This is a genomic window from Roseovarius nubinhibens ISM (assembly GCF_000152625.1).
In the GTDB taxonomy this organism is placed as follows: Bacteria; Pseudomonadota; Alphaproteobacteria; order Rhodobacterales; family Rhodobacteraceae; genus Roseovarius; species Roseovarius nubinhibens.
In genome coordinates, this window is record NZ_CH724156.1 from 2,393,608 (window position 1) to 2,406,207 (window position 12,600).

10 protein-coding genes and 1 pseudogene are annotated in these 12,600 nt (G+C 65.2%); 5 read left to right on the forward strand and 6 right to left on the reverse strand.

Translation table 11 applies throughout. The annotated features are described in order from the left end of the window. The first annotated feature begins 8 nt into the window (after positions 1-8). Positions 9-1,967, forward strand: coding sequence for an AsmA family protein (locus ISM_RS11400; RefSeq protein WP_009814322.1), 1,959 nt, complete (start codon positions 9-11; stop codon positions 1,965-1,967). A gap of 70 nt (positions 1,968-2,037) precedes the next feature. Here the strand turns inward: ISM_RS11400 and ISM_RS11405 are convergent, their stop codons facing one another. The 3 genes from ISM_RS11405 to ISM_RS11415 all read right to left on the reverse strand — a co-directional run bounded on the left by ISM_RS11405 (position 2,038) and on the right by ISM_RS11415 (position 4,380). Then, positions 2,038-3,231 carry an HlyD family secretion protein gene (locus tag ISM_RS11405; RefSeq protein WP_009814323.1) on the reverse strand — a complete coding sequence of 398 codons (1,194 nt, stop codon included), beginning with the start codon at positions 3,229-3,231 and terminating at the stop codon, positions 2,038-2,040. Beyond that, positions 3,224-3,613, reverse strand: coding sequence for a hypothetical protein (locus tag ISM_RS11410; RefSeq protein ID WP_040618043.1), 390 nt, complete (start codon positions 3,611-3,613; stop codon positions 3,224-3,226). Before ISM_RS11410 ends, ISM_RS11405 begins: the two co-directional genes overlap by 8 nt. A gap of 152 nt (positions 3,614-3,765) precedes the next feature. Next, positions 3,766-4,380: a GcrA family cell cycle regulator gene (locus ISM_RS11415; protein ID WP_009814325.1), complete on the reverse strand. Its 615-nt coding sequence runs from the start codon at positions 4,378-4,380 to the stop codon at positions 3,766-3,768. Between the two features lie 132 nt (positions 4,381-4,512). Here ISM_RS11415 and ISM_RS11420 point away from each other — a divergent pair, with 132 nt between their 5' ends. Further along, a complete protein-coding gene (locus tag ISM_RS11420) occupies positions 4,513-5,310 on the forward strand; it encodes an ABC transporter permease (RefSeq protein WP_009814326.1) in 798 nt (265 codons plus the stop codon). Here ISM_RS11420 and ISM_RS11425 read toward each other — a convergent pair. Further along, a pseudogene (locus ISM_RS11425) lies at positions 5,300-6,176 on the reverse strand (DMT family transporter). The gene ISM_RS11420 and the pseudogene ISM_RS11425 sit on opposite strands and share 11 nt — an antisense overlap. A gap of 252 nt (positions 6,177-6,428) precedes the next feature. Here ISM_RS11425 and ISM_RS11430 point away from each other — a divergent pair. The 3 genes from ISM_RS11430 (at position 6,429) to gndA (ending at position 10,059) form a co-directional block, all read left to right on the forward strand. Then, positions 6,429-7,607: an aspartate aminotransferase family protein gene (locus ISM_RS11430; RefSeq protein WP_009814329.1), complete on the forward strand. Its 1,179-nt coding sequence runs from the start codon at positions 6,429-6,431 to the stop codon at positions 7,605-7,607. Between the two features lie 53 nt (positions 7,608-7,660). Then, complete coding sequence (gene argF / locus ISM_RS11435) at positions 7,661-8,587, forward strand: ornithine carbamoyltransferase (protein ID WP_009814330.1); 927 nt, start codon at positions 7,661-7,663, stop codon at positions 8,585-8,587. 68 nt (positions 8,588-8,655) lie between these two features. Then, positions 8,656-10,059, forward strand: a complete 1,404-nt coding sequence (gene gndA, locus ISM_RS11440) for an NADP-dependent phosphogluconate dehydrogenase (RefSeq protein WP_040618044.1) — start codon at positions 8,656-8,658, stop codon at positions 10,057-10,059. A gap of 64 nt (positions 10,060-10,123) precedes the next feature. On the opposite strand, the gene ISM_RS17740 is transcribed toward gndA, so the two are convergent. Beyond that, positions 10,124-10,678: a diacylglycerol kinase family protein gene (locus ISM_RS17740; RefSeq protein WP_009814332.1), complete on the reverse strand. Its 555-nt coding sequence runs from the start codon at positions 10,676-10,678 to the stop codon at positions 10,124-10,126. Beyond that, positions 10,675-12,582, reverse strand: a complete 1,908-nt coding sequence (locus ISM_RS11450) for a linalool dehydratase/isomerase domain-containing protein (RefSeq protein WP_156783372.1) — start codon at positions 12,580-12,582, stop codon at positions 10,675-10,677. The genes ISM_RS17740 and ISM_RS11450 overlap by 4 nt, the downstream gene beginning before the upstream one ends. Positions 12,583-12,600: the final 18 nt, after the last annotated feature.

A 12,600-nucleotide genomic window follows, 5' to 3' on the forward strand; every position in this document is an offset into this window, starting at 1 on the left:
GCCCACCCATGCGCTGGATCATTCGCCTGATGGTGCTGGCCCTTGTGTTCGTGGTCATTGCCGTCGGTTCAATTCTCTTGTTGCCGAGCGAGCGCATTGCCCGCATTGCCGCCGACCAGATCGCCCAGGCCACCGGGCGCAAGGTCGAGATGACCGGCGAGACCAAGGTCAGTTTCTACCCCGTGCTGGGCATCAGCACCGGGCGCACCACCGTCGCCAATGCCGATTGGTCCGACAAGGGCCCGATGTTCCAGGCCGACAGTTTCAAGGTCGGGGTCGATCCTCAGGCGCTCTTTGGCGGGGCGATCCGGATCACCGGGCTCGAAGCGGTGAACCCGCATATCCTGTTGCAAAAGGACAAATCGGGCCGCGTCAACTGGGAGCTCAATGTCGAGGGGGTCACCACCACCGGCGCCGGGACCGAGAGCGCGCCGGCGCAATCCTCGCAGCTGGCTCTGACGCTGGACCGGGCGCTCATCACCGGGGCGCAGCTCACCTATATCGACGATCAGGCGGGCAGCACCACGCAGATCAAGGATGTGAATTTCGATATGCGCTGGCCGTCCTATACCGGCGAGGCGACGATCGACGCCTCGTTCCGGCCCGCGCAAGAGGTGGTGTCGATCACCGGCCGCATCGCGCGGCTCGATCATCTGATCGACGGGGCGGTGTCGGATCTGACGGCCAAGGTCAGCACCAAGGGCGGTGCCGTCGATTTCACCGGCAAGGTGAGCAGCCTGCCGCAGGCGGCGGGGCGGATCAGCGCCGATCTGTCAGACAGCTCGCGGTTTATGACCTCGCTGGGGCAAGCGGCGCTCGACCTGCCAGAGGGGCTTGGCCGGGCGGCATCGGTGGCGGGGGACCTGACCTATAGCGAGGCGGGGCGGCTGTCGCTGCGCAACCTCAGCGCCAAGCTCGACCACAATAGCCTGACGGGCGGGGTTGATTTCATCCCCGGCGGGGCGCGACCCCGGATCGAGGCGCAGCTTGACGCGGGCGCGCTCGACCTCAGCGCGCTGGCGCCCGAGAGCGACGGCGAGGCCGGCACCAAGGAGACCGGCACGGCGGTGGACACCGGTTGGTCCAAGGCGCCGATCGATGCCAGCGCGCTTGGCCTGGCCGATGCGCAGATTGCGCTTTCTGCCAAGAGCATCGACCTCGGCACGTTCAACTTTGGCCAGACGCGGATGATCGCCGCGGTCGATAATTCGCGGGCGGTGTTCACGCTCAAGGAGCTCAGCGGCTATGGCGGCAATGTCTCGGGCGAATTCGTTGCCAACAACCGCAGCGGCCTTTCGGTGGGCGGCAGCATGACCGCGCGCGGCATGGATATGGAACGCCTGCTCACCGATGCGGCGGGGATCACGCGCTTTGCCACGACGGGCGACATGACGCTCAATTTCCTCGGCGTTGGGCAATCGGTCCATGCGATCATGAACAGCCTGAGCGGCAGTCTCAGCCTTGGCACCGGGCGCGGCGTGATCAGCGGCTTTGACCTCGACAAGCTTATGCGCTCGGGCGATGTCACCGGCGGCACCACGGTGTTTGACGAGATGTCGGCGAGCTTTGCCATCAAGGATGGCAATATGCAGGGTGACGATCTCAAGATGTCGATGCCGCTGGCGCGGGCGACGGGCACCGGACGGATCGGGCTTGGGGCGCAGGATCTGAACTATACGTTCACGCCGAGCCTTCTCGAGGGCGACAGCCGCAAGGGTCTCGCCATTCCGGTGCGCATCAAGGGGCCTTGGGCCAATCCCAAGATCTACCCCGATCTTGAGGCGGCGATTGATCTCAACTTCAAGGAAGAGAAGAAAAAGCTCAAGGAAGAGGCCCGCCAAGAGGTTCAGAAGGCCATCGAGAAAGAGCTTGGGGTGACGGTGCCCGAGGGCGGCGATCTCAAGGATACGCTCAAGAAAGAGGCTGAGGACACGATCAAGAAAGAGCTGTTCAAGCTTTTTGACTGACGGGCGTCATGCCGGGCAAAGCAAAGGGGCCGCGAATGTGCGGCCCCTTTTGTTTGTGCTGTGGCGGGGCTCAGTGGCCGCCGCCGCCAAGCCCGACACCGGCGATGAGCGCGCCCCAGACCTTGAGCCGCAGCCCCGCCGCCTTGACCACCCCGGTGGCCGAGATCACGTGACCGAAAACGCCGGGAAGACGGTTGGTATAGGTCTGGATGATGCAGCCACTGCCATCGAGCATGATCGCCTCATGTTCCGGGTGCAGCAGTTCGAAATAGACAAGGATCGAGCCGCGTGTCGCCCGGGCGCTGGGCTCGAGAAGATCGCCGCCGGGGGTGACCTGACCCGACGCGATGGCGGGCTGAATGGCCACGATATGCGCGGGCAACACCGCATCCCGGTTCGACAGGTTCAGATTGCTTTCGCAGGCGATCTCGGCGGGCATCCCTTCGTAAAGCGTGGCGCGGGCGACCTGTGGGAACCCGGCGATCACCCGCAGATGGGCGTCCTCGCCCCGTTCGGGGATGATCACCATGCCCGGGCGCAGCACCAGCTGTGACGCGGGGCTGCCGACGCTCATCGCCATCTGCGTCACCGTGCCATCGGCATAGGCGCGCACCTCGGTGTGATCGAGCTCGACCTGGGCGCGTTGCACAGCCGCCTCGGCCACGGCGCGCTGAGCGGGGATGCTCTGCGACAGATCGGTTTCGGCCACGTCGGTCTGTGCCTTGGCCGCCTCGCGCGTGGCCTCGGCGGAAATGACCGCCGCCTCCAGCTCGCGCACCTTATCCTGGGTGCCGACATTGCGGTCGAGCAGGGTCTGCGCCTGATCGAGATCCTGCTGCAGCTTGGCGAGGCTGGCGTTGGCTGATGTGACGCTCGCCTTGGCGAGGGTCAGCGCATCCTTGGCCTTGGCCTCGGCGGCGTCGAGCTGGGCAAGCTCGGCCTTGGCCTGGGTCAGGGCGGCGGTCTGGCTGCTGTTCTCGATGCGAAAGAGCAGATCGCCCGCCTTGACCGCCTGACCGTTTTCGACGGCCACCTCGGTCACCGGGCCATTGGCCTGCGCCACGACCGAGATGGTGCGAAAGGGCACGAGACCGGTGTAGGATTTCGGGTGAAAGTAAAAGATCGTCACGAACAGCGCGAAGGCGAGGCAGGCCCAGGCGTAGAGCGCGGTTTTCATGTTCCAGATGGTCATCGCCTCGCCGCGCAGGCGCAGTTGAATATAGCGGATGAGAACGGGAAAGGAGGTCAGGAGCAGCTCAATCATGGGCGGTCTCCGGGCCGGTCGCCACAGCGGTGTCATGAGGCCGGGTCTCGGGCGCGCCGGCAGGGCCTTCGCCCACATGGAACCGCGCCCAATCGGCCATCAGCGCGATGAGAATGGCGCTGAGCGGCAGCAGGATGCTCACATGTCCGAGGGGGAAAACCTCATAGAGCAGGGCGATTGTCAGCAGTGTCGGGATCGTCTTGGCCAAGGGCGTGCCATGGGCGCGCTGTTCGGCCCAGCGGTCAAAGGATGCATAGAGCACCACCAGCCCGTAGAGCGCGAGAATAAGACCGCCCAAGGCCACCCAGGCCAGACTGTCGCCCCCGCCGGGGGAGGTGAACCAAAAAGGCGCCGCGTGTTCGGAACCATGCGTTGTCGTCATCGGAAACTCCTCTTGCAAATATATCTGCAAGGGTAAGCGACCGATCCGCCAGCTGTCCACGATTTATGGGGGGCGCAAATGCGATCCGGCGGCCCCTATGTCAGGGCCGCCGGGTCATGGAAACAAAGCGCGCGCGTTGCGCTGCGAGAGATTTAGCGGCGGCGGTCCCGGCGCGACGACATGGGCTGGAACGCCACGCCGACATGGGCCTCGCAATAGGGTTTGCCCGCTTGCGACGGCAGGCCGCAGAACCAGAAATCATCGGTCGCGGGATCGCCCACGGGCCATTTGCAGGTCCGCGAGGTCAGCTCCATCAGCGTGAGCTTCTTGGCCTTCTTCTCGACTTCGCTGACCTTGGCCAGCGCCTTGGGGTCGATCTCATTGGCCGAAGGCTGCGGCGGCAGGGGCTGACCGGCCGGGATGATCGGCTTGATCCGGCTGCCGGGCACCGGGCTCGGCGCAGCCTCTGCGGCGGGCTCGGGCTTGGGCGCGGGCTCTTCCTTGGGCTGCGGCGCGGCGGCGGCGGCCTTCTTGGGCTTGGGCGCAGGTTTCGCAGCCGCCTTGGCGGGCTTGGGCTTGGCCTCGGTCGCCGCGCTCGCGCCGCCCGTGCCGCCACCGCCATTGCGGTTGGACAGGCCAAGGCGATGCACCTTGCCGATCACCGCGTTGCGGGTGACGCCGCCGAGTTCCTTGGCGATCTGGCTGGCCGATTGCCCTTCAGCCCACATTTTCTTGAGTATCTCGACGCGTTCGTCGTTCCAGGACATGGTAACTCCGTGCAAAAGGGGCGGGGCACATCCCCTGTGCATTGCCGCCCTGAAAAATCCGGTCAAGGGCCTATTCTAATCACTGGGGGCCAAGTTACAAGGCACGAGCAACGGAATCGGCACGAGGGCAGCATGTATCAGCAAATGGGCGAAAGACGGTTCGGGGCGGTCAACTGGCTGGGGCTGGCGACATTGGCGCGGCGCGAGGTGCAGCGCTTTCTCGCGGTCTGGACGCAAACCATCCTTGCGCCGCTCGTGACCTCGGGGCTGTTCCTGCTGATTTTCACCATCGCCATCGGGCCTCGGCGCGGCGATGTGATGGGCGTGCCCTTTACCCATTTCATTGCCCCCGGCATCCTGATGATGGCGGTGATCCAGAACGCTTTTGCCAATACCTCCTCGTCGATTGTCATCTCGAAAGTGCAGGGCAATATCGTCGACACGCTGATGCCGCCGCTCAGCGCTGGAGAGCTGGTGCTGGGCTATCTCGCGGGGGCGGTGGCGCGCGGGGTGATCGTGGCGCTGGCGATTGCGCTGGGTCTGTGGCTGGTGCTCGGGCAGGCCCCGGCGCATCCGATCTGGGCGCTATGCTTTGTCGTGCTTGGCGCGGCATTCATCGGCGGTGTCGGCATCGTGGCGGGGATTTTTGCCAATAAATTCGACCAGATGGCGGCCATCACCAATTTCATCGTGACGCCCTTGGCGTTCCTGTCGGGCACGTTTTATTCGGTCGAGGCGCTGCCGCCGGTGCTGCGCGATATCACCCATGCCAACCCGATCTTCTACCTGATCGACGGCGCGCGGTTCGGGGTCATCGGCGTCTCGGACGCCTCACCGGTGTTGGCGCTCTCGGTGGCCTGCGGCTCCGTTCTCGGGATCATGGCGCTGGCCTGGCTGATGTTCCGCCGGGGCTATCGGCTCAAGTCCTGAGCCGGCCTTCGCGCCAGGCCAGAAGCCCCGCGCCGCAGAGGATCACCACCCCGCCAATGAGCGAGACCGCATCCGGCACAACGCCAAAGATCGCCAGATCGTAGAGCGCGGCAAAGGCCAGCGCCGCATAGAAGAAAGGCGCCACGAAACTGGCATCGGCGCGGGCCATGGCATTGACGAAACAGGCCTGACCCGAAGCCATGAGCGCGCCGAGACCGGCCAGCGCCGCCCATTGCGCGGGCGTCGGTGTTTGCCAGACGGCGAGGGCTGCGAGCGTCGCGATGCACAGCCCGATCACATTGTTGAGCAAGAGAATCTGCATCATGCCTTCGCGGCCCGACAGGCGCTTGATCAAGATCAGCTCGGCCCCGAGGCAAAGCGCCGAGCCCAGCGCCAGCAGCGCCCCGAACTCGAGCGCGCCGCCCCCCGGGCGGGTCAGGATGAGCGCCCCGCAAAGCGCCACGGCAGCAGCAGTCCAACGCCACGGCCCGACCTTTTCGCCCAAGAGCGGCACCGCCAGCAGCATGGCGAAGACCGGGTTGAGAAAACTGATCGCGGTGGCATCCGACAGCGGGATAAAGGCCGCGGCGGCGAACATAAAGCTCGCCCCGCCCCAGCCGAGGCTCGACCGGCCCAGATGCAACAAGAGCGCGGGCGGGGTGAAGCGGGGGCCAGCACCAAAGCCGCCCCTGAGAGCGCCATCAGGGCAAAGAAAACCGGCCCTGGCTGATCTGTAGCGCGTGGAGCGGCGGCCCGAGAACGCCGGTGCCCAGCGCCTTGGCGATCAGCGTGGTGGCGGCAATGAACCCAGCGGCACAGAGCGTGAGCAGGGCGACAAGGGCAGGGTTCTGGGGGCGCGAGGTCATGGGCCATCGGTGACAGCCGCCCCTGACCCTCGCAAGAGACAAAACGGCGGGGAATGCATTTTTTGCTTCCCGAATGGCTGAGCGGACGCTAAACCCATGGCCATGATCAAACGACGCCTTCATATCCGACGCCGACGCCTGAGTGCGTGAGCCCCGTTTGACCCCGGCGCGATTGCGCCTTTTCTTCCCCAGAGATTGACCTTTTCTTGACGCTGCGGCACTCAATGCCCTGTCTTTAGCGGAGTATATCCAATGATCCCGTCCATTCTGCCGACCTATAACCGTGCGCCCCTCAGCTTTGTCAAAGGCGAGGGCAGCTGGCTCATCGAGGCGGATGGGCGACGTTTTCTCGATCTTGGCGCGGGGATCGCGGTGAACGCGCTGGGCCATGCCCACCCCAAGCTGGTGGCGGCGCTGACCGAACAGGCGGGCAAGCTGTGGCACACGTCGAACCTCTATCACATCCCGGCGCAACAGGCGCTGGCCGACAAGCTGGTGGAACACAGCTTTGCCGATACGGTGTTCTTCACCAATTCGGGCACCGAGAGCTGTGAGCTCGCGGTCAAGATGGCGCGCAAATACTGGTACGAGAAAAACGCCCCCGAACGGGTTGAGATCATTGCCTTTCATGGCTCGTTCCATGGCCGGTCCTCGGCCGGGATCGCGGCCGCCGGGTCGGAAAAGATGACCAAGGGCTTTGGTCCGCTGTTGCCCGGGTTCAAACATCTCGATTGGGGCGATCTCGAGGGGCTCAAGGGCGCGATCGACAGCCGCACCGCCGCCGTGCTGCTCGAGCCGGTGCAGGGCGAGGGCGGCATTCGCCCGATGGCCGATCACGATCTGCGCGCGTTGCGCCAGATTTGCGACGAGGCGGGCATTTTGCTCATCTTTGACGAGGTGCAATGCGGCATGGGCCGGACCGGGCGGCTCTTTGCCCATGAATGGGCCGGTGTCACGCCCGATATCATGATGGTGGCCAAGGGCATTGGCGGGGGCTTTCCGCTCGGGGCGGTGCTGGCCACCGAGGCGGCCGCAGTGGCCATGACGGCGGGCTCGCACGGGTCGACCTATGGCGGCAACCCGCTGGCCTGTGCCGTGGGCTGTGCGGTGATGGATGAGGTGACCGCGCCCGGATTTCTCGAAACGGTCAACACCCGGGCGAGCCAGCTTCAGCAAAAGCTTGGCGGGCTCGTCGAGGCCTATCCGGAAGTTTTTGCAGAGCTGCGCGGCTCGGGGCTGATGCTCGGGCTGAAATGCGTGGCGCCGAACACCGATGTGCTGCAGGCCTGCTATGAGGCCGGGCTCATCACCGTGCCCGCAGGCGACAATGTGATCCGCCTCCTGCCGCCTCTGACGCTCAGCGAAGACGAGGTGACCGAGGCGGTGTCGCGGCTCGACCATGCGGCGCGTGCCATCAAGGACCGGCTCTAAGGCCCTCTGCTCTCACCATATTTTCCATGCCGGTCAACAAGGGGGACCGATAGATGCCCGATTTTCTCGATATTCACAAAACCGACGCTGGCGCGCTGCGCGATATTCTCGATCAGGCGAGCCAGATGAAACAGGCCCGTCTGGGTCGCAAACGCGGCGCGCCCGACGATGATCAGCCGCTGGCCAATCACATGGTCGCGCTGATCTTTGAAAAACCGTCGACGCGGACGCGGGTGAGCTTTGACGCGGGCGTGCGGCAGATGGGCGGGCAGACCATGCTCTTGTCCGGGGCAGAGCTGCAGCTTGGCCATGGCGAGACCATCGCCGACACCGCCCGGGTGCTGAGCCGCTATGTCGATCTGATCATGATCCGGACCTTTGACGAATCCGTCCTGCTCGAGCTGGCGGAACATTCGCAAGTGCCGGTGATCAACGGCCTGACAGACCGCACACACCCCTGTCAGATCATGGCCGATATCCTCACCTATGAGGAACATCGCGGGCCGATCAAGGGCAAGAAGGTCGTCTGGTCGGGCGATGGCAACAATGTCTGTGCCTCCTTCCTCCATGCCGCCGGCAAGTTCGGGTTTGATTTCACCTATACCGGTCCGCAACAGCTTGATCCCGAAGAGGAATTCATCGGCGAGGCGCGGCGCGCGGGGGTTCAGGTTACGATCGAACGCGACGCGGCCAAGGCCGTCGAGGGTGCCGATCTGGTGGTCACGGACACCTGGGTCAGCATGCATGACAGCCAATCCACCAAGGAGCGACGGCATAATCTCCTGCGGTCCTATCAGGTGAATGACGCGCTGATGAGCCATGCCAAGCCCGATGCGCTCTTCATGCATTGCCTGCCGGCCCATCGCGAAGAAGAGGTCACGAGCAAGGTCATGGACGGGCCGCAATCGGTGATCTGGGACGAGGCCGAGAACCGGCTGCACGCCCAGAAGGCCGTGATGCGCTGGTGCCTCGGGGTCTGAGCCGACGGGCCTTGCAAATCCTGCGCCAAGGCCTAGCCTGAACCCGACACATCACGGTGGAGACGGGCATGGCGAAGGCGCAGATCGGGGTCTATGGGCTGGGGACGATGGGCAGCGCTCTGGCGCTGAACATGGCCGAGGCCGGCATCCGCGTGGCCGTCACCAACCGCGAGGCCGACTGGATCGCCCGCTTTGTCACCGAGGCCGGGGCGCTTGCCGAAAATATCGTGCCCCAAGACGGGCTTGAGGCGTTTGTCGCGAGCCTCGTGACGCCGCGCGTGATCCTGTTCATGATCCCCTCCGGCGCGCCGATGGACGCGATGATCGAGGCGATTGCGCCGCTTCTGTCGCCCGGTGACACGATCATCGACGGCGGCAATGCCAATTTCCACGACACGCGGCGGCGGTCGGCGGCGCTGGCCACGCAGGATCTGCATTTCGTTGGCATGGGCGTGTCGGGCGGCGAAGAGGGCGCGCGGCATGGGCCGTCGATGATGGTGGGCGGCTCGGACCATAGCTGGGCGCAGCTCAAACCGCTGCTCGAGGCCATCGCGGCGCGCTATGGCGAGGACCCCTGCGTCGCGCATCTCGGGCCGGATGGGGCGGGGCATTTCGTCAAGACGGTGCATAACGGGATTGAGTATGCCGACATGCAGGCGATTGCCGAGATCTACACGCTCGAACATCACGGCGCGGCCAAGATTCCCGAGGAAATCGGCGCCATGTTCACGCGCTGGGATGCCGGCCCCCTCAAGTCCTATCTGCTGGAAATCACAGGGAAACTTTTGACCTATACCGATCCGGAAACCGGTCATCCCATGGTCGATGTGATCTGGGATGCGGCGGGGCAAAAGGGGACGGGGCGCTGGACGGTGATCGAGGCGCTGCGGATGGGGCAATCGGCCAGCATGATCGAGGCTGCGGTGGGCGCGCGGGGCTGGTCGTCGGAGAAATACACCCGCGTCGAGGCCGAGAAAATCCTCGGCGGCGCGCGGGGGGCGATGGAGTGCAGCGAAGAGGTGCTGGCGGATGCCTTCATGGCGGCGCGGATCCTGAGCTATGCGCAGGGGTTTCGCATCCTGAAGGCGGCGTCAGAGGAGTATGACTGGCAGCTCGACATGGCGCGGATTGCTGAAATCTGGCGCGCGGGCTGTATCATTAGGTCGGCCATTCTCGACGATATTTCAGAAGCATTCCAAGGGGATATCCCCCATGGTGAGCTGATCCTCGCGCCCCGGTTCGCCCAGACGCTGGCGCAGTGCATCCCGAGCCTGAGACAGGTCGTGTCGCAGGCGGTGCATAGCGGCCACGCGGTGCCCGCGCTCGCGGCGGGGCTGAGCTGGTACGACACGATGCGGCAGGGCTGGGGCAGCGCCAATATCATCCAGGCCCAGCGCGATTTCTTTGGCTATCACGGGTTCGAAAAATTCGGCGTCGAGGGGCAGTTCCACGGCCCCTGGTGGGACGATTAGGCGATGTCGGTAACACGTCGGTATTTCGACGGTATCGCGACTGTCCGGATTTTCGGGGTCTCGCCTAGCTGCTGCAGAGGTCCCATTGCGGTGCGGCGGCGCTTTCCAGCAGGTAGGGCGCGAAGGTGAGGGCGCCGAGGATGAGGGCGGTGAGGGCGCAGAGGAGGACGGCGCCGGCGGCCATGTCCTTGGCCCGGCCGATGAGCGGGTGGGGCGCGGTGGTGATCGCGTTGCAGGTGGTCTCGACCGCAGTGTTGAGGATTTCCGCGGCGATCACCAGACCGATGCAGAGGATGATCCAGCGCCAGGCGGCGAGATCGATCTGCAGGATGAAGCCGAGGCCGATGGCGAGGGCCGCTGCGCCGAGGTGGAGCCAGGCGCTATGTTCGCGCCGTAGGACCAGCTTGATGCCATGGGCGGCAAAGCCAAAGCTCCGAGCGCGGTGACGCCAGGTGAATTTCCGGGCCGCTGCGGGCGGCGTTGGGGTCTCTGTCGGGTCTGTCGGATCTAATGTCCAGCTCAGGGGGCTTGCCGTATCAGAGGCGGGCAGGAGGCGGAGGGTTCGGGCGATCCAGAGGAGCGCGCCGAAGAGGAGGGCGATGAGGGCGCAGCAGATCATTGCGCCGCCTCTTTGGTCGAGAGGCCAACGGGTTTGGCCGGGGTCAGGGTGAGGCTGGTCCGCTCGGTGAGGGTGACAGAGAACGTGACCTCGCCGGAGGCGTCGGAGAGAAGCTCGGCGGGCTCGGGCGCGCAGAGCCTGCAACGCGTGCGAGGGGCGAGCCCCGCCACGGTGAGCGTGACCTCTGAGCCCGGCGCGGTGGGCACGAGGCTCAGGGCCAAGCCCCCATCCTGCCAGCGCGCGTTGGCGACGAGGACATCGGGATAGGGCGCCGAGGCGAGATAGGGGGTCTGTGGCGGCAGCGGGGCGGTCACGAGGTGGCGCAGGCTGTCGCGGCGCAGCACGCGGGCGAGCATCTCATTGGCATGGGCCCAGATCGAGGCCCCGGGCCGGTGCGCGATGCCATTGGCGAGGCAAAGCGGCAGATCGCGCGCCAGATGGTCCTGCAGCGCGCGGGCGGCGCTCGCATCGCCCATTTCCCCCGCGGCGGCGGCGGTAGCGGCATAGCCCGCGGCGCGGGTGAAGCGGTAATTGCCCACATCGACCGGCCAGATGACCGCGCGCCAATCGCGCCCGGCGCGGGCGATCTGCAGCGCGGCCCATTGGCGTCGGGCGATGTCGGGGAAGACGGCGTTGAAGAAAAGGCAAGGAAAGCTCTGGAGCACCGCGCCGCCGATGGCGGGCGGGGCAAAGCCCGTATAGCTCGACCGGAAGGGCAGAAAGCGCCCGTTGGTGTCGATGAACTCGGCCTCGAGATGCTGGCGGAAGGCGGGGGCGATTGTTTGCCAATGGGCGGTGCCATAGGCCGCGTCATAGGCGCGGATCGCGGTGGCGGTGATCGCGTTGCAGAGGGGAAAGACCCAGTTCGGCTCGCAGGGCAGCAATCCATAGCTGGCGCGCGCGTATTGGGCGACAAGCGTCTCGATGATCTCGTGGATCGTGTAGCTGTAGCGGACATCCCTGTCGGAGATGCAGGTCATCCGCAGGGCGTCCTCGTCGAGCGGATAGCCCACGGCCTTTTGGTGGTAGAGAAGCTGGGCCGCGACAAAGCCGGAATACATGATGTTGTCGCGGGCGAAGGGATCGCCATTGCGGTCGAGATTGCCCCAGCTGTTTTCGAGCTTCCAATAGCGCCAGACGCGGGGGTCGGCCTGCTTGGCCTTCAGCTTGGATTGGGCCTCGGCCATGTAGCCCGCGAAGGCAGGAAGGTGGGCGGCTTGAACCGCCGAGAGGGCGTAGGAGGTGAAGTTGAGCTGATAGCGCAGGGCGGCGGTCTGGAACTGATCGAGCTGGTCAAAGCCGTTGAAGGTCTCGACCGGTTGCAGGGCGCGATCGAGGAGCAGGCGCAGGGCGGCGAGATCTGCGTCGGTGAGCGCGTCAGCCTGGGGTGTGGGCGGGGCGGTGTCGGGCTGATAGGCGCGCAGGGCTTGGTTGAGGGCGCGGCGTTTTCGGGGCAGGCGCCAGGTTTGAAAGGTTTGATGGCAGAGTAAGCCGGTGAGGAGGACCGGGGGCAGCCAGAGGACGTTTTCGCTGCCCGCCGCGGGGGCTGTCCACATGGCGAGAAGGGCGAGGCCGAGCCAAGTGGCGCAGGGCAGGATCACATTGCCGGTGGCGAACCAGATCACCAGGCTCAGCCCGAAGGCGAGAAGCCCGGCCAAGAGCAGCATGAGGGCCATGGTATCGCCTTGGCCGGTGATGGCGGGAAGGAACCCGAGGCCGGGGAACAAGAGCCCGAGACCGAAGGTTTGCGGCGCCTCTCCGGGCATGAGGATCAGGGCAAAGCCGATCAGCGAAAGCATCGCGTAGCCGATGAGAAAGCGCGATTGTTTCGCGCTTGTGAGCGGGCCGCAAGCGCTGTCGGGGATCGGGAAGAGGGAAATTTCGTCGGGCAAACTACTCTGCATCACAAAGTTAACCTTCAA

Excerpts from the sequence above, each read along its gene's own strand:
- gndA (WP_040618044.1), top strand. The coding sequence starts at position 8,656 with ATGGCGAAGGCGCAGATCGGGGTCTATGGGCTGGGGACGATGGGCAGC.
- ISM_RS11450 (WP_156783372.1), bottom strand. The coding sequence starts at position 12,582 with ATGCAGAGTAGTTTGCCCGACGAAATTTCCCTCTTCCCGATCCCCGAC.
- ISM_RS17740 (WP_009814332.1), bottom strand. The coding sequence starts at position 10,678 with ATGATCTGCTGCGCCCTCATCGCCCTCCTCTTCGGCGCGCTCCTCTGG.
- ISM_RS11410 (WP_040618043.1), bottom strand. The coding sequence starts at position 3,613 with ATGACGACAACGCATGGTTCCGAACACGCGGCGCCTTTTTGGTTCACC.
- ISM_RS11400 (WP_009814322.1), top strand. The coding sequence starts at position 9 with ATGCGCTGGATCATTCGCCTGATGGTGCTGGCCCTTGTGTTCGTGGTC.
- ISM_RS11420 (WP_009814326.1), top strand. The coding sequence starts at position 4,513 with ATGTATCAGCAAATGGGCGAAAGACGGTTCGGGGCGGTCAACTGGCTG.
- argF (WP_009814330.1), top strand. The coding sequence starts at position 7,661 with ATGCCCGATTTTCTCGATATTCACAAAACCGACGCTGGCGCGCTGCGC.
- ISM_RS11415 (WP_009814325.1), bottom strand. The coding sequence starts at position 4,380 with ATGTCCTGGAACGACGAACGCGTCGAGATACTCAAGAAAATGTGGGCT.
- ISM_RS11430 (WP_009814329.1), top strand. The coding sequence starts at position 6,429 with ATGATCCCGTCCATTCTGCCGACCTATAACCGTGCGCCCCTCAGCTTT.
- ISM_RS11405 (WP_009814323.1), bottom strand. The coding sequence starts at position 3,231 with ATGATTGAGCTGCTCCTGACCTCCTTTCCCGTTCTCATCCGCTATATT.